Source organism: Brevundimonas sp. (assembly GCF_052436175.1).
Classification (GTDB): Bacteria; Pseudomonadota; Alphaproteobacteria; order Caulobacterales; family Caulobacteraceae; genus Brevundimonas.
In genome coordinates this window covers 1-18,390 of the sequence record NZ_JBQVNM010000009.1, presented here as the reverse complement: position 1 = coordinate 18,390, position 18,390 = coordinate 1, and the positions used below count along the sequence as shown (strand labels likewise).

Sequence of the window (18,390 nt, the reverse complement as noted above, 5' to 3'; positions counted from 1 at the left end):
CGACACTCACCTCATGCTCACTAGCACTACTCACCAAGCGGCAAGCAACGACGACGGACACCCATGCCGATCACGACCATCGGCCTCGATGCCGACGACACCCTCTGGCACAACGAAACCATCTTCCGCCTGACCCACGCGCGGTTCGTCGATTTGCTGGACGACCACGGCGATCTGGAAACGATTGAGGCTCGGCTGGCCGAGGTCGAGCGCCGTAACCTCAGGCTCTACGGCTATGGCGTGAAGGGCTTCACCCTGTCGATGATCGAGACGGCGATGGAGCTGTGCGACGGCGGCGCCCCGCCCGAGGTGGTGCGCGAGATCCTGGCCGCCGGGCGCGAGATGCTGGCTCACCCGGTCGAGACCCTGGCGGGCGTGGACGAGGTCATCGCCGAACTGTCGGAAAGATACCGGCTGGTCCTTATCACCAAGGGCGACCTGCTGGATCAGGAACGCAAACTGGCCGCCTCGGGCCTGGGCGACCTGTTCGCGGCGGTCGAGATCGTCTCGGAGAAGGATCGCAGCACCTATGAGCGGGTCTTCGCCCGCCACGGCACCGGGGCGGCCGAGGCGGTGATGGCCGGCAACTCGATGAAGTCCGACGTCCTGCCCGCCCTCGAGGCCGGCGCCTTCGGGGTTCACATCCCCTACCACGTCACCTGGGCCCACGAAGTGGCCGACGCGCCGGAGGGGCACCCCCGCTATGTCTCCCTGAGCCGGATCGGGGAGTTGCCGGACTGGATCGCGGCGGTGGGGGGGTAGGGCGCGAACCTTCCTTTCTCCCGGCGGGAGAAGGTGGCTCGCGCAGCGAGACGGATGAGGGGTTGGCGGCCCAGTCGGCGCCAGCCGTCGCACGGCGATGAGGCTTATGCCCACTCCAACGCCAGCCCCTCACCCTTTCGCGCAAGAACGCGCGCTGGCGCCCGCGTGCGCTCAAGCCCTCTCCCGCCGGGAGAGGGACGCAAATCAGAGATTCCACCTTGCTCCCCCGCCCCCCCTTCTCTAGACGGGCCGCTTAACCGACAACCCGACGGAACGGCCGCGATTCTCGCGCCGGGCCTTCGCGCGCATAGAGGATCGCCGCGCCCGTGCATGAAGACGTCATCAGCCACGACGAACGCGACGCCATGGTGCGCGCGGCCCTGGCCGAGCACGGCGACAGCGGGATCACGCCGCGCCACACCCTGTTCTATTTTCATGGGGACGGCGACCACGACGACCTGAACGAGGTGGCGCGCCGGGCAGGCTTCGTAACCAGCGGGTCGGACGACATGACCGTTCTGGAGACGACGACGGCGGTGGACGAGACCTCCTTCGCCCCCATCTCCGCCATGATGCAATCCTGGGCCGCCGCCTTCCAGCTGGACTATGACGGCTGGGAATGCGCGGTCGTGACGAACTAGAAGAACAAGAGGCTCTCCCATGCCCAAACGTACAGACTTGAAATCCATACTGATTATCGGCGCAGGGCCGATCGTCATCGGGCAAGCTTGCGAGTTCGATTACTCTGGGGTGCAGGCGTGCAAGGCGCTGAAGGCCGAGGGGTACCGGGTCATCCTGGTCAACTCCAACCCCGCCACCATCATGACCGACCCGGAGGTGGCCGACGCCACCTATATCGAGCCGATCACGCCGGAATTCGTCGAGCGGATCATCGCCAAGGAGCGGCCCGACGCCCTGCTGCCGACCATGGGCGGGCAGACGGCGTTGAACACGGCCCTGGCGCTGGATGCGTCGGGGGCGTTGGCTAAATACGGCGTGGAGATGATCGGGGCCAAGGCCGAGGTCATCGACAAGGCCGAGGACCGGCAGAAATTCCGCGACGCCATGGACAAGCTGGGTCTGGAAAGCCCCCGCTCCAAGGCCGCTCATTCGATGGAAGAGGCGCTGGAGGGGCTGGAGTTCGTCGGCCTGCCCGCCGTGATCCGGCCGTCGTTCACGCTTGCCGGCACCGGCGGCGGCATCGCCTACAACCGCGAGGAGTTCGAGGAGATCGTCCTGCGCGGTCTGGACCTGTCGCCGACGACCGAGGTGCTGATCGAGGAATCGGTGCTGGGTTGGAAGGAGTATGAGCTGGAGGTGGTCCGCGACAAGGCGGACAACTGCATCATTATCTGCTCCATCGAGAACGTGGACCCGATGGGGGTGCATACGGGCGACTCGATCACCGTCGCCCCCGCCCTGACGCTGACCGACAAGGAATATCAGCGCATGCGCACGGGCTCGATCAATGTCCTGCGCGAGATCGGGGTCGAGACGGGCGGATCGAACGTTCAGTGGGCTATCAATCCGAAGGACGGCCGCATGGTCGTGATCGAGATGAACCCGCGCGTGTCGCGGTCCTCGGCCCTGGCGTCCAAGGCCACCGGTTTCCCCATCGCCAAGGTCGCCGCGCGGCTGGCCGTCGGCTACACCCTGGACGAGCTGCAGAACGACATCACCCAGGTGACGCCGGCCTCGTTCGAGCCGTCGATCGACTATGTCGTCACCAAGATCCCGCGCTTCGCCTTCGAGAAATATCCGGGGTCGGAGCCCCTGCTGGGCACCTCGATGAAGTCGGTGGGCGAGGTCATGGCCATCGGCCGGACCTTCCAGGAATCGATGCAGAAGGCCCTGCGCGGTCTGGAGACCGGCCTCAGCGGCTTCGACGAGATCGAGATCGACGGCGTGATCGGCGCCGAGGACGACGCCGCCATCCGCGCCGCGGTGGTGCGAGCCTTGGGCATCCCCACCCCCGACCGCATCCGCGTCATCGCCCAGGCCTTCCGCCACGGCCTGACGGTCGAGGAGGTCAACGCCGCCTGTTCCTACGAGCCTTGGTTCCTGCGCCAGATCGCCGACATCGTGCGCGAGGAGGGCCATATCCGGGTCAAGGGTCTGCCGGGCGCTGAAAAGCCCTTCCCCCTTGATGGGGGAAGGGTTGGGATGGGGGTGACAGCGGTCGGAGCAGACTTCGCCGGCGGTGACACGACGTCCGGCGCCGTCACCCCCAACCCCGGCCCTTCCCCCATCAAGGGGGAAGGGAGCTCTAACGTCGATGTTGGCGACGCCCGTGAATTCCGTCGCCTGAAGGGCATGGGCTTCTCCGACGCCCGCCTCGCCCAGCTGACGGGCAAGACGGAGAAAGAAGTCCGCACCCTGCGCCGGTCGCTCAACGTCCGTCCGGTGTTCAAGCGGATCGACACCTGCGCCGCAGAGTTCGCCTCGGCCACCGCCTATATGTATTCGACCTATGAGACCGGCGCCCTGGGCCAGGTTCCGGCCTGCGAGGCGGAGCCGTCGAACCGAAAGAAGGCGATAATTCTGGGCGGCGGGCCGAACCGGATCGGGCAAGGAATTGAGTTCGATTACTGCTGCTGCCACGCGGCCTTCGCCTTCGCGGACATCGGCGTCGAAAGCATCATGGTCAACTGCAATCCGGAGACGGTCTCGACCGACTACGACACCTCCGACCGCCTGTATTTCGAACCGCTGACGGCCGAGGACGTGCTGGAGCTGATCGAGGTCGAGCGGTCCAGGGGCGACCTGATCGGCTGCGTCGTCCAGTTCGGCGGCCAGACGCCGCTGAAGCTGGCCCATGCGCTGCAGGCCGACAATGTGCCGGTGCTGGGCACGACGGTGGACTCCATCGACCTGGCCGAGGACCGCGAGCGGTTCCAGCAGATGCTGAACGACATCGGCCTGAAACAGCCCCCGAACGGTCTGGCCCGCAGCGCCGAGGAAGCCGCCGCCAAGGCCGAGGAGGTCGGCTATCCGGTCGTCCTGCGCCCCTCCTATGTGCTGGGCGGGCGCGGCATGATGATCGTCCACGACCGCGAGGGACTGGACCGCTACGTCGGCGAGGCCATGCGGGTGTCGGGCGACGATCCGGTCCTGATCGACCACTATCTGAACCGCGCCACCGAGGTGGACGTGGACGCCCTGTGCGATGACGAGACGGTCTTCGTCGCCGGGGTGCTCGAACATATCGAGGAGGCCGGGGTCCATTCGGGCGACAGCGCCTGTTCGATGCCGCCGTGGTCGTTGTCGGCCGAGACCGTCGCCGAGCTGAAGCGTCAGACCGAGGCCATGGCCCGGGCGCTGAAGGTCCGTGGCTTGATGAACGTCCAGTTCGCCATCGAGGAGCCGCACTCGGACACGCCGCGCATCTTCGTGCTGGAGGTCAATCCACGCGCCAGCCGCACCGCGCCCTTCGTGGCCAAGACCATCGGCCAGCCCATCGCCTCGATCGCCGCCAAGGTCATGGCGGGCGTGCCGCTGAAGTCCTTCGGCCTGGCCGACAAACCCTATGACCATATCGCGGTGAAGGAGGCGGTCTTCCCCTTCGCCCGCTTCGCCGGGGTGGACACCATCCTGGGGCCGGAAATGCGGTCGACCGGCGAGGTCATGGGTCTGGACTGGAAACGCGACGGCGAGGCCGACATGGGCCCCGCCTTCGCCCGCGCCTTCGCCAAGAGCCAGATCGGCGGCGGCACCACCCTGCCCGGGGGCGGCACGGCCTTCGTCTCGGTCAAGGAGGACGACAAGCCCTTCGTGGTCGAGGCGGTCCGCCTGCTGATCGCCGAGGGCTTCACCGTCATCGCCACGGGCGGCACGCGCGACTATCTGGCCGGGCGCGGCCTCGAGGTGGGTCTGGTCAAGAAGGTGCTGGAGGGTCGCCCCAACATCGTCGACGCGATGAAGAACGGCGAGGTCCAGCTGGTCTTCAACACCACCGAGGGCAAGCAGTCGCTGCAGGACAGTTTCAGCCTGCGCCGCACCGCCCTGATGATGAAGATCCCCTACTACACCACCGCCGCCGGCGCGGAGGCCGCCGCCCGCGCCATCGTCGCCCTCAAGGCCGGCGACCTGGATGTGCGGCCGATCCAGGACTACGCCTGACGGTCTAAGGCGTCGTCGTCCCCCGGTCTGGCCAGGCCTCGACCGGGGGGAAATGGCCAAGATGGTTTACGCGGGGAACTCCCTCTAGCGCGGGCGCATTGGCTCTGTCAGGTTTCACGGACCGACGATCGCTGTCGGTGTGGCCGGGGTGGGAGAACAGCCATGAACGCGTACCGTAAGGATTTCAGACTGCGTATCAGCGTCGCCGCGCTCGGGGCGGCGCTTCTGTCGGCCGGCCCTGTCTTGGCCCAGTCGACGCCGCCGGAGCTCCGGGATCTGGTCGGGGCGCGCGGCTCCAGCGGAGAGAGCGCCCTTCAGCAACGCGGCTATGTCAACGCCGGGGGCGCCGTGGGTGACGATCGGTCCTGGACCTACTGGTGGAATGGACGACAGAACGCCTGCATCAGCGTGGCGACCCGCAACGGCCGCTACGACTCCATCGTCAGCACCCCGGCCGCCGATTGCGGCCGTGACGGAAACAGCGGCGGCGGCGGGTATCGCCCGCCCGAGTTCGGCTATGGCGACTCCTACGACCGCAGCGGATACCGCGAGCATCTGGCCCTGATCTGCTACGGAGCGGGACGCCGCCAGGAGGCCCGGCCCGATACCGGCTACCAGTGGGACTCGGACAAGAACCGGTATGTGCCGCGCTCGGGCTACACCTGGAACGAGCAGGACTACAACACCTCGGTCACCATCGAGATCGACGGGAATCAGGGGCGCATCCGTCCGGCCAGCAACATGGTGCCGCCCCTCCACAGCGGAGCCCAGGACGGTTGGTACGACCTCAACAACCTGTCGGTCTCGCGCGATTTCGTCCGGGCCGAGTTCCGGTTCAGCGGCCTGAACAAGCCCAAGCTGACCATCGATCGCCGCGCCGGCCATATCCAGATCGAGGGCCTGACGCCCTTCGACGGCGAGTGTCACGCCATGGACAGCGACCGGCGGTTCTGAGCCCGCACGCCTCACGCCCACACCGTTCAGGGGTGGGCGTGATCCCGGTTCAGGACAAGGCCAGGACGCGGGTGTAGGTCTGGGGGGTGTCGATGGTCCGCACCCATTTGACGGAGGCCACCCGCCATCTCCGATCGGCGGCCTTCATCACCTGGAACGTGCCCGCGATATGCTTGGCCCCATAGGTCACGTAGCTGTGCGGGCGGCGTTCGGCCAGGAGCCGTTCCGCCAGGATCCGGCTGCGGTAGTCCAGAATCAGCGGATCAAGGTCATCGTGCGCCTGGGGATCATTGGCGCGGGTCATGACCATGGTCATGACCCCCCGGCAGACCACGCCTGCAAGTTCGCGCTGACCCGCCGTGCCGTTCTTCAGGAAGGCGATGGCCTGTTCGACTCCGTCCGTCGAGGCGTCGTCCGTCTTGCGATGGGCCATGGCTTCGGCAAAGGCCGGATCGGAGGCCATGAGCCGATCGTACTCGGCCTTCAGGTCCGCCGTGGAAACGTCGGCCACGATGTGTGAGGCGGGGTGGGCCACCGCGTCCTGCACCACGACCTGCAGATAGTCGTTCTGAAATTGAAGTCCGCAGATGTCGCCCAGCTCGCGATAGGCGTCGGTCAGATCCTTGCCATCGGTCACGACTGTCTGGAACCAGCGGCTGGACTCAGGGTCCGCGTCACGGACCCCCTCGTAGAACAGGACCGAGCCTTGGGAGAGAGCCTGTTCGAGATCGAACACCACGCTGCGGTAGAACTGGTCGGTCGCGACATGCTGCATGCCCTGGATCACGACGGTCCTTTCGCCATTGGTCAGGGTGACCTGAGGCGCCAGGGCCGGGCGAAACTGCGTGTAGAAGGCGATGAAATAGACGGGCGCTGCAACGATCACCGAGATCAGGAAGGTCAGGACGACCGCCGTCTTCAGCCACGCCGCGCCAAGACCGCCCCGCTTGCGAATCCAGCGCCAGACCCAGGCCAGCGGAAAGGCCAGCCCCGCAGCCAGGACGACGATGGCGGGAAGCAGGAAGACCCAGGCCTGCAGGATGACGGGCACGGCCAGCAGAAAGGCCGCTCCACCCACGAACCAGGCGACGGCGGCGATCCGGATCGGCCACGTTCCCCTCGACACGTCCATCATCGCCCCCATCGATCCGCCGGATCTTCGATCCACGCCCGTAGAATGCGGGAAGTCCGGCAGAGGTCAATCGCGAGGTCGGGCGAGATTGCCCCATCTCCCGACGCGAACGCCGCTGGTCGAAGGCTCCGCGAGGAAAGCGGCATCGCCGGACTTGCGGCCCCGGCAAAAGTCGCCACCCTGCACCGGGCGCCGCCGCCATGGCAGGCGCGGCGCAAGACGGAGGCGAACGATGGATTTCCTGAAGATCCTGCGCAGCTTCGAGGAGTTCATCGTCGAGGCCACGAGCTGGCTGGTCTTCCTGCCGCTGACGATGTGGCGGATCGTCCGCCATCCGCTGAAGACGATGGAGTATTCCGACCGCGAACAGTCGGACAGCGAGGAGAACCGCTACGACGACGCCATCAGCCCGCCGCTGATGCTGCTGGCCACCCTGGTGCTGGCCAATGTCATCGCTTCGGCCCTGCACATCACGCCGCCCCATGACGGCTCGGACGCCGTGCGGGTCATTTCCGCGTCACAGCAGAACCTGATCCTGTTCCGCTCGCTGGTGTTCAGCCTGGCGCCTCTGGTCATGGCCCTGACCCTGTTGCGTCATCAGGGCAAGAAGTTGAGCCGTGGCAGCCTGAGGACGCCCTTCTACGCCCAGTGCTATCTCGCCACGCCCATCGCCGCCGTCATGTCCGCCGGCGGCGTCATCACCCAGCGCCCCGACATGAACAACGCCATCGGCGTGGCCGTCATGCTGGCCGGGCTGGCGTGGTTCGTCGGCTGTGAAACGGCCTGGTTCCGGGCCAAGCTGTCCCTGAGCTGGAGACAGGCCGGCCTGCTGACGACCTGGGCTGTGTTACGGATCGCGGTCTATGTCATGGCTCTGTTTCTGGTTCTGGCCCTGATCTAGGCCCCAACTGCGGTTCGGCGGCGGCGTCTGGCTGATCGGCGAGCGTCCCGACGACGACCGCAGGAACGATCCGCCCGACCGCTCCGTTGTCCCTCTGTCCCCAGCAGAAGGAATGACGACATGGCGAGCCACACCCTGGCCGGAAAGAAGATCGCGGTCCTGGCCACCGACGGGTTCGAACAGGTCGAGCTGACGAAGCCCGTGGAGGCCCTGCGCGCCGCGGGAGCCGAGGTCGAGATCGTGTCGCCCAAGGCCGGAGAGATTCAGGGCTTCGAGCATCATGACAAGGGCGAGACCGTCAGGGTCGACCGCACCCTGGAGACGGCCAACGCCGCCAACTACGCCGGGCTGGTCCTGCCGGGCGGGGTGATCAATCCCGACGCCCTGAGGATCGAGGCCAAGGCCATCGCCTTCATCAAGCGCTTCACCGATGCGGGCAAGCCGGTGGCGGCCATCTGCCACGGTCCCTGGACCCTGATCAACGCCGGGGCGGTGGACGGTCGCCGCATGACTTCATGGCCCTCGCTCCAGGCCGACCTAGAGAACGCCGGAGCCGAATGGGTCGATGAGGAGGTCGTGGTCGACAATGGCCTGGTGACCTCGCGCAATCCCGACGACCTGCCGGCCTTCTGTGCGAAGATGATCGAGGAGTTCGCCGAGGGGCGGCACGCGGCCTGACCGGCCGAAGGCGGCCCGGCCATGATCGTCCGCCCTTGTGCCCCCGCCCTCGACCGCTAAGGTCGCTTCGGGACAAGGGGGATAGTCATGAAACGGATCATTCTGGCGACGGTCGCGGCGGCGGCGCTGTGGGGCGGGACGGCTTCGGCCCAGACGTCCGGGCCGGGCGGCGACGCGGCGCTGAAGGCGGCGGTGCAGGCCGACTATGACGCCAATCTGGGCGCCCTGTTCGACTGGTTCCATCGCAATCCGGAGCTGTCGGGGCGCGAGGTCCAGACCTCGGCGCGGATGGCGCAGGAGCTGACGGCGCTCGGCTATGACGTGACCACCGGCGTCGGCGGAACCGGGGTGGTGGCGGTGCTGAGGAACGGCGTCGGGCCGACCGTCATGATCCGGGCCGACATGGACGGCCTGCCCCTTCAGGAGCGCTCCGGCCTCGCCAACGCCTCCACGGCGCGCCAAATCGACGCCGACGGGACCGAGAAGCCCGTCATGCACGCCTGCGGCCACGACGTGCACATCACCGCTCTGGTCGGAACGGCGCGTCAGATGGCGGCGAGGAAGGCCAACTGGTCCGGCACCCTGGTCCTGATCGCCCAGCCGGCCGAGGAGCGGATCTTCGGCGCCCGGATGATGATCGAGGACGGCCTCTATACCCGCTTCCCCAAGCCAGACTACGCCCTGGCCTTTCACGTCTCGGCCGATCTGGCGACAGGCAAGATCGAGGCCCCCCTGGGGATAACGGCCTCCAGCTCGGACAGCGTGGACATCGCGGTAAAGGGGGTGGGCACCCACGGGGCCTATCCGCATCTGGGGGTCGACCCAGTGCTGGTGGCGTCCCAGATCGTGGTGTCGCTGCAGACCCTGCGCAGCCGCGAGGTCAATCCGCTGGAGGGGGCCGTGGTGACGGTCGGCTCGATCCACGGCGGGATCAAGCACAACATCATCTCCGAACAGGTGGACCTGCAGCTCACGGTGCGGTCCGACAGCCCCGAGGTGCGAACCCAGCTGCTGGACGGAATCGACCGGATCGCGAAGAACACCGCCCTGGCGCTGGGCGTGCCGGAGGATCGCCTGCCGGTGGTGACGCGATCGAAGACCGAGACCACCCCGCCCACCATCAACGACGCGCCCACGGCCCAGAGGGTCCGCGATCTGTTCGCCTCGGCCTTCGGGGCGGAGGTGCTTCACGATGGGGAGCGCACCGGCATGGGGGCGGAGGACTTCGCCTATTTCGTCACGCCCGAGAGCGGGGTGAAGGGGGTCTATTTCAGCGTCGGCGGCACGCCCGAGGCCGAACTGGAAGGGGCGGCGGGCCACCACTCGCCCCTGTTCAAGATCACGCCGGAACCCTCGGTGACCCTGGGCGTCGAGGCCAGCGTGATCGCGGCGGAGGGGTTGATGCCGAAGGTGGCGGGTTGAGCCTGCCCTCCCCCTTTCGTCATCCTCGGTCCTCCGATCAAGTCGGAGGATGACGGACCCGAGGATCGGGCGCCGGGGCGTGGCGACAGGCGAACGGAGACGCCGGCGGCTCATCAGGCCCTGGTGAGCGGCGGAACCTCCGGCCCTCGGGTCAAGCCCGAGGGTGACGGATCATTGGGGAGCGGGCTCCGTCTCGCCCTCGGCCGCATCGACGATCCGCACCGCCGCCATGTCGGCGGTGACATTGCCGAGGGTGCGGAAGATGTCGGGGATCACCTCGACCGCCAGCAGCAGGGGCAGGACGCCGACCGGCACGCCCATGGCCAGGCAGATGGGGCCGACGGAGGCGAAGAAGCTGACCTGACCCGGCAGGCCGACTGAGGCGATGGAGACGGCGATGGCGGTCAGACCGCCGGCGATCAGGACCGGCAGGCCCAGTTCGACGCCGTGCAACTGGGCGACATAGAGGCAGACGGCGAGGTTGGCGACCGGGCTGGTCATCCGGAACACCGCCACGGCCAGGGGCAGAACCAGACCGGCGCGGGCCTGGGGCACCCCCAGGGCGTCGCGGGCCCGCTCGATCATCCCCGGCAGGCTTGCGATAGACGACTGGGTCGAGACGGCCACGGCCAGGGCCGGGCCCGAGGCGGCGAGGAAGCGGCCGAGGCCGATGCGGCCCCAGACCACGGCGATCAGCAGCGTCAGCAGGATCAGGCCGATCTGGCTGAGGCAGACGATGGCGATGTAGTGACCCAGGGCGCCCGCCGCGCTGAAGCCGCCGTGGAGACCGACCCCGAGGGCCAGGGCGAAGACGCCGAACGGCGCGGCCAGCAGCACCCAGTGGACCATGACGATCATCGCCTCGGCCGTCGCGCCGAACAGGGCGACCAGAGGACGACGGGTCTCGGGCTGGAGCCGGGTGGCGGCGAAACCGAAGGCCAGGGCGAAGACCACCACGGCCAGCACCCCGTCCTCGGCGGCGGCGCGGACGATGTTGTTGGGCATCAGACTGTTGAGGAAGGCCGAGAAGCCGTCGGTGCGCGCCGCCTCGCTGACGGTCGCGACCTGATCGGCCGGCAGGGCCGTCAGCAGGGCGCGCCCGGCCACGGGGTCGATGGGCCAGAGGTTGAGCAGACCGAGGCCGGCAAGGATGGCGTAGACGGTGGCGAAGACGATCAGGACGCCGAACACCATGAGCGCCCGCGCCGCCAGCCGCCCGGTCGAGGCCGCGTCGGCGATGGCGGCCACCCCGGTGACCAGCAGGGCGAAGATCAGGGGAATGACGGTGATGCGCAGGGCGTTGAGCCAGGTCTGGCCCAGCTTCTCCAGCACCGACAGGACGGGAATCCAGGGTCCATGCGGTTCGGCGGACCCACCTGCGGCAAGCCCCCCGACGACGAGGCCCGCGATCAGGGCGAACAGGACCAGGGCGCTGAGCGAGGTCAGGGCGGTACGGAGACGGGAGAGAGCCATGGCGAAAGCCTAGCATTACCCGCGGGGCGGCGGCGAACCCGATTTCTGGCCGACGAGGCGCCGTTTCTGCAAGGCCCGGGAGAAGACCTGAAGACAGATCGTCGCGGCGTCGGCCTGCGTCGTTGAACCGAAACGGCTGCGGGCCATTTCTGTCGGGTAACGGAGACTGAAGACCATGGCCCTGTCGCGTATCGCCACCGTCGTCGGAGGATTACTGCTGTCGAAGGGCGGGCGCCGGTTCGCCGGTCGTCACGCGGGCAAGCTGGCGCTCGCGACCCTGGCCTGGGAACTGTATCAGCAGCATCGCGGACGCGGCGCGCCGAGCGCGAATACGGCCGCCGGCGCCGCATCCGGGACCGGGAAAGCCGCGCCCCATCCGCGCCGGCGCTGGAGCGGACGCCGCGCCTGATTTGGCGCCGATCCCGCCGGCATTTCGATCCGGCTTGCCGTCCCTTGCGTAAAGAGGCCTTAGTGGCGGGGTCGCCGCCACGGGGTTTCGCATGATCGTCGTCCATCACCTGAACAACTCCCGCTCGCAACGCGTGCTGTGGCTGCTGGAGGAACTGGGCGTCCCCTATGAGGTGAAGCGCTATGAGCGCAACGCCCACAACATGCTGGCGCCGCCCGAGCTGAGGGCGATCCATCCGCTCGGCAAGTCGCCGGTGATCGAGGACACCGAAAACGGCGCCCTGGTCGCCGAAACCGGGGCCATCATCGAATATCTGATGGAGACCCATCCGGGGTCGCCGTTGAAGCCCGCGCCCGGAACCGAGGCGGCCCGCCGCTGGACCTACTGGCTGCACTACGCCGAGGGGTCGGCCATGACGCCGTTGCTGCTCAAGTTGGTGTTCGGCCAATTGCCCAACCGCGCGCCGGGTCTCATCAAGCCGATCGTCAAGGGCGTCTCGACCAAGGCCCAGGCCAGTTTCATCGACCCCCAGATCGCCGCCCATACGGCCTATTGGGAGGGCGAACTGTCGAGGACGGCCTGGTTCGCGGGCGACGCCTTCACCGCCGCCGACATCATGATGAGCTTCCCCATCGAGGCCTGCGCGGCGCGGGCGCCCTTCGGGCCGGACAAGCCGCATGTGAAGGCCTTCCTAGAGACCATCCACGCCCGCCCCGCCTATCAGCGCGCGTTGGAGCGGGGCGGACCCTACGCCTACGCATAACGGCAACCGGCGTGAGGCCGGCGCGTTAAGGGGTGCATGCCCTTCAAGACCGCCCCCCTGACCCTGGGACTTATGTCCGCCGTCGCCTTCGTCATCGCCTTCATCTCTGCAGGCGTGTTCCTGTTGTCGGCCGCCTTCGCCCTGATCGGATCGGCGGCGCTGGGCGTCCTGATCTATGTGACGGCCAAGCGGGCCATGATGCGGCGGGTTGCGCGGCGGCGGGCGCAGGACCGGCTCACCACCGGCTGATCGGCGACATCAGGGACGACCTTGAGTTTTCGAGGCAGGCGCCCTAGTCTCTTTGGCCGGTCGCGCGCGCCCAGCGACCCACGCCGACCCTACCTCCCAGTCCTTACCGGATTTCCGGGCGAAACAAGAAATTTCTGATACCTATGGAAAAAGTGCCCATGACGGGCGAGGGCTATCGCGTCCTCGACGATCAGTTGAAGCAGTTGAAGTCGGTTGAGCGTCCAAGCGTCATCGCCGCCATTTCCGAGGCCCGTGAACACGGCGACCTGTCGGAGAACGCCGAGTATCACGCCGCCAAGGAACGCCAGGGCTGGATCGAGGGCCAGATCGCCGAGATCGAGGACAAGATCAGCCGCGCCCAGGTCATCGACGTGTCGAAACTGTCCGGCGACCAGGTCAAGTTCGGCGCCACCGTCACCGTGGTCGACGAGGACACCGAGGACGAGGGCAAGTATCAGATCGTCGGCGAACACGAGGCGGACGTGAAGCAGGGCAAGATCTCCATCTCGTCCCCCATCGCCCGCGCCCTGATTTCCAAGTCGGTCGGCGACTCGGTCGAGGTCAACACCCCCGGCGGGGTGAAGGCCTATGAAATCCTCAAGGTCGAGTGGATCTAGACCGACCCAGGAACGGTCCTCTGAGGATCCAGGTCGTCTCCGACGGCCGTGCGGGCATAGAGAATCAGGCGCTGGGCCTTGCCGAGGCCGTCCAACGCCTGACCCCCGCCGAGATCGCGATCAAGCGCGTGCGCTGGCGGCCTGTGTTCGACCGTCTGCCCAGCGCCTTAAAGGCCCTTTGGATGCTTGATCCGGCAGCCGACGATCCCTTCCCTGCTGAAGGCGAGGTCTGGCCCGATCTGTGGATCGCGACGGGCCGGGCCAGCCTGCCGCTGTCGCTCAGGGCGCGACGACTGTCCGGGGGGCGGACCTGCGTGGTCCAGACTCAGGATCCCCGACTGAACCCCAACCGGTTCGATATGGTGGTGGCCCCGGCTCATGACGGCCTGTCGGGCGACAATGTCTTCGAAATCACAGGCTCGCCGCATCGCATCACGCCGGAAGTCCTGGCCGGAGGGGCGACCGCCTTCGCCGAGCGGCTCGGGGCCCTGCCGCGCCCGCGCGTCGCGGTCATGATCGGGGGGCGATCGGCGGCCTTCGACCTGACGGCCGACCACGCCGCAGCCCTCGCCGAGCGGATCGCGACGGCCATCGCCTCCACGCGCGGGTCGCTCATGCTGACCTTCTCGCGGCGCACGCCGGAGGCGGCCAAGGCGGCGATGAAGACGCGGCTGGCCGCCCTGCCCGGCCTGATCTGGGACGGGTCGGGCGACAACCCCCTGTTCGCCTTCCTGCACTATGCCGACCATGTGCTGGTCACCGAGGACAGCGCCAACATGGCGACCGAGGCGGCGGCGACCGGCAAGCCGGTTCACATTCTGCCGATGGTCCCGCTCAAGCCGCCCGGCAAATTCGCGCGGCTCCACGCCGACTTGCAAAGCCTGAGCGCCGCCCGGTCGTTCGACGGGACGCTGGAGACCTGGACCTATGCGCCTCTGAACGAGACCGAGCGGGCGGCCAAGGCCGTGCTGGAGGCCATGGCGGCGCGAGGTCGCTAGTCACCACCTCCGCATCCGCCGTCCGACGAGTCGCAACTGCCGCCGCCGTCGAGGGATGTCGCCCCGCCGTCCGCTGGACTGTCCGAGCGGCCGCCGGCTGTTCGGAAACGCCTTGCCGAGAGCGCAAATCCGAGCCCTGCGCCCATCGCCACACCGGCCGCCACCCCCACAGCTATGTTGTCGATGGCGGCGCCGATCGCCGTTCCCACGCCCGCGCCAATGGCGACGCCCAAGCCGATCAATCTGGATTGCGCCATGGCCGTCTCCGCCGCTCGCGCCAGCTTAACACGGGGCGAAACCAACCGATACGCGACCTAGGTCACGCGAAGACGGTCAGCTCCGGCGGCGCATATTGAACCGGCTCGCCCTGACGGCGGCGCAGGGCGTAGTCGACGGCGGTCTTCACCGCACGCTCGTCCGTCGGCTTGGACAGAACGCCCAGGGTTCCGGCCACGCCGCCCCTGACCATGCCGGGGTTGGCGGTCATGTAGAGGACGGTGACGTTCTCGTGCTGGGCCAGATCCCGCCCCAGATCGATCCCGGTCGGACCGTCGGACAGGTGGATGTCCACGAGCGCCAGATCGACCTCGGTCTCGCGCACGATGTCGCGGGCGGTCGCGGCCTCGGCTGCGGTACCGACCACCTCGTGGCCCAGGTCTTCCAGCACGAACCGAAGTTCCATGGCGACAAGAGCTTCGTCTTCAATGATGAGGATGCGGGCGGTCATGGGCGTAGCGGGGTCAGTCTCAGGCGGTGTCCGATTTCCTGTCCGGACGGGGTTAAGCAATTTTCGGGCCGTCGGCCCCCTGACGATCGCGCGCCGCCTTTCGGCGGGAGAGGGCGGTCGCAGGAAGGTCGGCGGTCATCTCCAAACCCCCTTCATGCCAGACTCGTTCCAGCCGGCCGCCCAATTGACCCTCGACCGACAGGGTCGCGAGCGAAGACCCGAAGCCGGATCGGGACGGCGGACCGGTCACGGAGGGGCCGCCTTCCTCGCGCCAGCTGAGGATGAAGCGATCCCCCGCCAGACAGGTGGTCAGCCGGACACGGCCCCCGGGCACGGACAGGGCGCCGTACTTGGCGGCGTTGGTGGCCAGTTCGTGGAACAGGAGGGCGACCGAGGTGGCCGCCTGATCGTCGAACAGGGCGTCGTCGCCCGAGACGATCACCCGCGCCTCGCCCTCGGCCGTGGCATAGGGACGGAACAGGGCCGACAGGAAGGCGTGCAGGGTCATGTCGCCCAGCAGGGGGCGCGACACCTCCGTGTGCGGCCGCACGAACTCATGGGCGCGGGCCAGGGCCCCGATACGGTCGCGCACCGATGCGGCGAACCCCTTGGCCTCGGGGTGTTCGCGCGCCGACAGGGCGATCAGGGCCGAGACCACGGCGAAGATGTTCTTGATGCGGTGGCTGAGCTCCTGGCTCAGCAGGGCCTGACCCTGTTCGATCCGCTTCAGGTCGTCGATGTCGGTGCAGGTGCCGAACCAGCGGACGATCTCCCCGGCCTCGTTCCGGAGCGGCACGGCCCGGCCCAGGGTCCAGCGCTAGACGCCGTCGTGGCGGCGCAGACGATATACGATCTCGTAGAGGTCGCCCGTGGCCAGCGAATGGCGCCAGACCTCCCAGGCGCGCGGCTGGTCCTCCGGGTGGAAGATGGCGTTCCAGCCCTCGCCGTCGGTCGACCCCTCCGGCACCCCGGTGAACTCGTACCAGCGGGCGTTGTAGTAGTCGTGGAAGCCGTCCGGCAGGGTGGACCAGACCATCTGCGGCATGGAGTCGGCGATGGCGCGGAACTTTGCTTCGCTCTCGGCCAGGGCGGCGGCGACGGCGGCCAGGTCGGCGTCGAGCTGCTTGCGCTCTGTGATGTCCACCGCCACCCCGGGGAAGCGCTCGGGCGCGCCGTCGCGGTCGAAATAGACCTGACCCCGGGCCAGAACCCAGCGACGCTCGCGACCCGGCGCGACGACCCGGTATTCGCACAGGAAGACCCCGTCGCCCTCCATGGCGCGGGCGATGTCGGCGGCCACCCGGTCGCGATCACGCGGGTCGATGGCGTCGGTGAAGACCTGGATCGGGGCGCCCGCCGCCGCCCGGTCGGGATCGACCCCGAACATGGCCGCGAACCGTTCGTCGGTGACGACCCGGTCGGCCGGAATGTCCCAGTCCCATCCCCCGACATAGGAGGAGGCCAGCAGGGCGCGGCGCGCCGTGTCCTCGCTGAGGCTGCGCTGGTCGAGGGCGCGGCCGAGTTCCAGCTGGGTCATCACCTGGGCGGCCAGGACGGTCAGGGTGCGGGTCTGGAGCTCGCTCAGCCCCTCGGGTCGCGGCCGATAGTCGATGACGCAGAGAGAGCCGATCGGCAGGCCCTCGGCCGTGACCAGGGGGGCGCCGGCGTAGAAGCGGATATGGGGCGCGCCCGTGACCAGGGCGTTGTCGGCGAAGCGCGGATCGAGCGTGGCGTCCGGCACCACCATGACCTCATGCTCGCGCATCGCATGATCGCAGAAGGAGACGCTACGCGGGGTGCAGTCCACGTCCAGCCCGACCCGGGCCTTGAACCACTGGATGTCCTGATCGACGAGACTGATCAGGGCCGTCGGCGCCTCGCAGATGCGGGCCGCCAGATCCACCAGGTCGTCGAACCTGTCCTCGGCCGCGGTGTGCAGAACTCCATAGGCCCGAAGCGCCGACAGACGGTCTTGCTCGGTCCAGGCGTCGGAAGGGGGAGGAGAAGTCAAACGGGTCACCAGCGCCGCGGCAGGCGGCGTTTCGCGTTTCGGGTCTCAAAGAACGCGCGTCAAGCGCTGCCGTTGCATGGCGGGCATTTGGAGGGGCGTCGGCGTCACGACGTCGGACGACCGACCTCCTCGACCTCCATCGTCACGACCCCGGCGGGCGCGGGGGCAGAGGGCGATGGGGCGGGCTTGGGCGCCTCGTAGTCGCGCAGGCGGGCGTTGATCGCGGCGATGTCCTCGGCCGTCGGCTGGCGACGGCCGCCCAGGCTGATGACGCCCACGACGCGGGTCTGGCCGTTGATCTCGACGGTCTTGAGCTCGCCGGTGGCGGCGGCGCCCGGAGCGACCGTCAGAGCCTTCCCGTCGACCTCCTGGCTGGCCATCATCACCCTGGGGCGAGAGAAGCGCGCTTCGTCGATGACCGGCTCGGCGCCCGCATAGGCCTGGCGGAAGGCCGCGGTCTCGCCGTAGACGCCCTTCCAGCGATAGAAGATGTGCGCCCCGATCTGGGTGATCTTGGCCAGGGTCGGCGACCACCAGGGATGGACGTAGTCGGCGTGATAGTGGGTGGCGGTGCCCACCTGTGTGGCTACATGGCCGGCCAGGGCGCGAGCCGCGACCTTCGACGCCCGGTCCCAGGCCCAGCCGACCGGCGCCTGGGCCATGGAGCCGTCGCAGGTGAAGCTGAACTGGCAGCCGGTGACCCGCTCGGCGCCCTGGAACACCACGCCGCAGACGCTGGCCGGATAGTTGGGGTCGCGCACGCGGTTCAGGATGACCTGGGCCACGGCGGCCTGGCCCTCGTCGCTCTCCAGCGCGGCCTCATAGTAGATGGCCTGGGTCAGGCAGCGCTGGGCGCGGGCGCGGGCTGCGGGCGGCGCGTTCAGCACGAACGGCAGGGCCGGGCGCAGGGCGCCGGTCGCGACGGGGGTGGCGGCGTTCAGCTTCTGCGCCTCGAGGCCGCTGGCCCCGAAGTCCAGGGACGGCTTGCCGCCCAGGCTCAGGGTCTCCCAACCCGGCGTCAGACCCATCAGGGCCGCCTGGCGGAAGCGCGGATCGTGGCGCAGGGCCTCGGCGCGCTGGGCCGGGTCCATCTGGGCCAGCAGGGCGGCCAGACCCTGCGGTCCGAAATCGCCTTGGGTGGCCTGGGCGATCAGCTCCGCGGCGCGGTCCTGATC

Annotated in this window: 18 protein-coding genes; 12 read left to right on the top strand and 6 right to left on the bottom strand. The window is 68.3% G+C overall.

Features of this window, described 5'->3' with window-relative positions; genetic code table 11:
- Positions 1-63 precede the first annotated feature (63 nt).
- The 4 genes from ACT6QK_RS03845 (at position 64) to ACT6QK_RS03830 (ending at position 5,835) form a co-directional block, all read left to right on the top strand.
- The gene (locus tag ACT6QK_RS03845) at positions 64-762 is read left to right on the top strand and encodes an HAD family hydrolase (RefSeq protein ID WP_444596487.1); all 699 of its coding nucleotides are present in this window, start codon (positions 64-66) and stop codon (positions 760-762) included.
- Between the two features lie 326 nt (positions 763-1,088).
- Positions 1,089-1,403, top strand: a complete 315-nt coding sequence (locus ACT6QK_RS03840; RefSeq protein WP_444596486.1) for a hypothetical protein — start codon at positions 1,089-1,091, stop codon at positions 1,401-1,403.
- A 19-nt stretch (positions 1,404-1,422) separates the two neighbouring features.
- A complete protein-coding gene (gene carB / locus ACT6QK_RS03835) occupies positions 1,423-4,881 on the top strand; it encodes a carbamoyl-phosphate synthase large subunit (RefSeq protein WP_444596485.1) in 3,459 nt (1,152 codons plus the stop codon).
- Positions 4,882-5,043: 162 nt separating this feature from the next.
- Complete coding sequence (locus ACT6QK_RS03830; protein WP_444596484.1) at positions 5,044-5,835, top strand: hypothetical protein; 792 nt, start codon at positions 5,044-5,046, stop codon at positions 5,833-5,835.
- 49 nt (positions 5,836-5,884) lie between these two features.
- On the opposite strand, the gene ACT6QK_RS03825 is transcribed toward ACT6QK_RS03830, so the two are convergent.
- Positions 5,885-7,003 carry a hypothetical protein gene (locus tag ACT6QK_RS03825; protein WP_444596483.1) on the bottom strand — a complete coding sequence of 373 codons (1,119 nt, stop codon included), beginning with the start codon at positions 7,001-7,003 and terminating at the stop codon, positions 5,885-5,887.
- Between the two features lie 196 nt (positions 7,004-7,199).
- Here ACT6QK_RS03825 and ACT6QK_RS03820 point away from each other — a divergent pair, with 196 nt between their 5' ends.
- The 3 genes from ACT6QK_RS03820 to ACT6QK_RS03810 all read left to right on the top strand — a co-directional run bounded on the left by ACT6QK_RS03820 (position 7,200) and on the right by ACT6QK_RS03810 (position 9,968).
- A complete protein-coding gene (locus ACT6QK_RS03820) occupies positions 7,200-7,868 on the top strand; it encodes a hypothetical protein (RefSeq protein ID WP_444596482.1) in 669 nt (222 codons plus the stop codon).
- A gap of 120 nt (positions 7,869-7,988) precedes the next feature.
- Entirely contained in the window at positions 7,989-8,546 is a 558-nt protein-coding gene (locus tag ACT6QK_RS03815; protein ID WP_444596481.1) for a type 1 glutamine amidotransferase domain-containing protein, read from the top strand.
- Positions 8,547-8,633: 87 nt separating this feature from the next.
- Entirely contained in the window at positions 8,634-9,968 is a 1,335-nt protein-coding gene (locus tag ACT6QK_RS03810; RefSeq protein ID WP_444596480.1) for an amidohydrolase, read from the top strand.
- A gap of 171 nt (positions 9,969-10,139) precedes the next feature.
- Here the strand turns inward: ACT6QK_RS03810 and ACT6QK_RS03805 are convergent, their stop codons facing one another.
- Positions 10,140-11,441: a dicarboxylate/amino acid:cation symporter gene (locus ACT6QK_RS03805; protein WP_444596479.1), complete on the bottom strand. Its 1,302-nt coding sequence runs from the start codon at positions 11,439-11,441 to the stop codon at positions 10,140-10,142.
- Between the two features lie 175 nt (positions 11,442-11,616).
- Between ACT6QK_RS03805 and ACT6QK_RS03800 the strand changes: the two genes are divergently transcribed.
- From ACT6QK_RS03800 to ACT6QK_RS03780, 5 genes are all read left to right on the top strand, one after another.
- Complete coding sequence (locus ACT6QK_RS03800) at positions 11,617-11,850, top strand: cysteine protease (protein ID WP_444596478.1); 234 nt, start codon at positions 11,617-11,619, stop codon at positions 11,848-11,850.
- A 91-nt stretch (positions 11,851-11,941) separates the two neighbouring features.
- Entirely contained in the window at positions 11,942-12,613 is a 672-nt protein-coding gene (locus ACT6QK_RS03795; RefSeq protein WP_444596477.1) for a glutathione S-transferase, read from the top strand.
- A gap of 36 nt (positions 12,614-12,649) precedes the next feature.
- On the top strand, positions 12,650-12,862 hold the full coding sequence (locus ACT6QK_RS03790; protein WP_444596476.1) for a hypothetical protein: 213 nt from the start codon (positions 12,650-12,652) through the stop codon (positions 12,860-12,862).
- A gap of 143 nt (positions 12,863-13,005) precedes the next feature.
- Positions 13,006-13,479, top strand: a complete 474-nt coding sequence (greA, locus tag ACT6QK_RS03785) for a transcription elongation factor GreA (protein WP_444596475.1) — start codon at positions 13,006-13,008, stop codon at positions 13,477-13,479.
- Positions 13,470-14,477 (top strand): mitochondrial fission ELM1 family protein, encoded by a 1,008-nt coding sequence (locus ACT6QK_RS03780; protein ID WP_444596474.1) that lies wholly within the window; start codon positions 13,470-13,472, stop codon positions 14,475-14,477. Before greA ends, ACT6QK_RS03780 begins: the two co-directional genes overlap by 10 nt.
- A gap of 319 nt (positions 14,478-14,796) precedes the next feature.
- Here the strand turns inward: ACT6QK_RS03780 and ACT6QK_RS03775 are convergent, their stop codons facing one another.
- From ACT6QK_RS03775 to ACT6QK_RS03760, 4 genes are all read right to left on the bottom strand, one after another.
- Positions 14,797-15,204: a response regulator gene (locus ACT6QK_RS03775; RefSeq protein ID WP_444596473.1), complete on the bottom strand. Its 408-nt coding sequence runs from the start codon at positions 15,202-15,204 to the stop codon at positions 14,797-14,799.
- 52 nt (positions 15,205-15,256) lie between these two features.
- Positions 15,257-16,000 (bottom strand): HWE histidine kinase domain-containing protein, encoded by a 744-nt coding sequence (locus ACT6QK_RS03770; protein ID WP_444596472.1) that lies wholly within the window; start codon positions 15,998-16,000, stop codon positions 15,257-15,259.
- A gap of 21 nt (positions 16,001-16,021) precedes the next feature.
- On the bottom strand, positions 16,022-17,215 hold the full coding sequence (locus ACT6QK_RS03765; protein ID WP_444596471.1) for a PAS domain-containing protein: 1,194 nt from the start codon (positions 17,213-17,215) through the stop codon (positions 16,022-16,024).
- A gap of 104 nt (positions 17,216-17,319) precedes the next feature.
- Positions 17,320-18,390, bottom strand: a 1,071-nt coding sequence (locus ACT6QK_RS03760) for a cell wall hydrolase (RefSeq protein ID WP_444596470.1), incomplete at its 5' end; no start/stop codon positions are given.

Coding starts and splice junctions, on each gene's coding strand:
- ACT6QK_RS03845 (WP_444596487.1), top strand. CDS start 64: ATGCCGATCACGACCATCGGCCTCGATGCCGACGACACCCTCTGGCAC.
- carB (WP_444596485.1), top strand. CDS start 1,423: ATGCCCAAACGTACAGACTTGAAATCCATACTGATTATCGGCGCAGGG.
- ACT6QK_RS03830 (WP_444596484.1), top strand. CDS start 5,044: ATGAACGCGTACCGTAAGGATTTCAGACTGCGTATCAGCGTCGCCGCG.
- ACT6QK_RS03820 (WP_444596482.1), top strand. CDS start 7,200: ATGGATTTCCTGAAGATCCTGCGCAGCTTCGAGGAGTTCATCGTCGAG.
- ACT6QK_RS03815 (WP_444596481.1), top strand. CDS start 7,989: ATGGCGAGCCACACCCTGGCCGGAAAGAAGATCGCGGTCCTGGCCACC.
- ACT6QK_RS03810 (WP_444596480.1), top strand. CDS start 8,634: ATGAAACGGATCATTCTGGCGACGGTCGCGGCGGCGGCGCTGTGGGGC.
- ACT6QK_RS03805 (WP_444596479.1), bottom strand. CDS start 11,441: ATGGCTCTCTCCCGTCTCCGTACCGCCCTGACCTCGCTCAGCGCCCTG.
- ACT6QK_RS03800 (WP_444596478.1), top strand. CDS start 11,617: ATGGCCCTGTCGCGTATCGCCACCGTCGTCGGAGGATTACTGCTGTCG.
- ACT6QK_RS03795 (WP_444596477.1), top strand. CDS start 11,942: ATGATCGTCGTCCATCACCTGAACAACTCCCGCTCGCAACGCGTGCTG.
- ACT6QK_RS03790 (WP_444596476.1), top strand. CDS start 12,650: ATGCCCTTCAAGACCGCCCCCCTGACCCTGGGACTTATGTCCGCCGTC.
- greA (WP_444596475.1), top strand. CDS start 13,006: ATGGAAAAAGTGCCCATGACGGGCGAGGGCTATCGCGTCCTCGACGAT.
- ACT6QK_RS03775 (WP_444596473.1), bottom strand. CDS start 15,204: ATGACCGCCCGCATCCTCATCATTGAAGACGAAGCTCTTGTCGCCATG.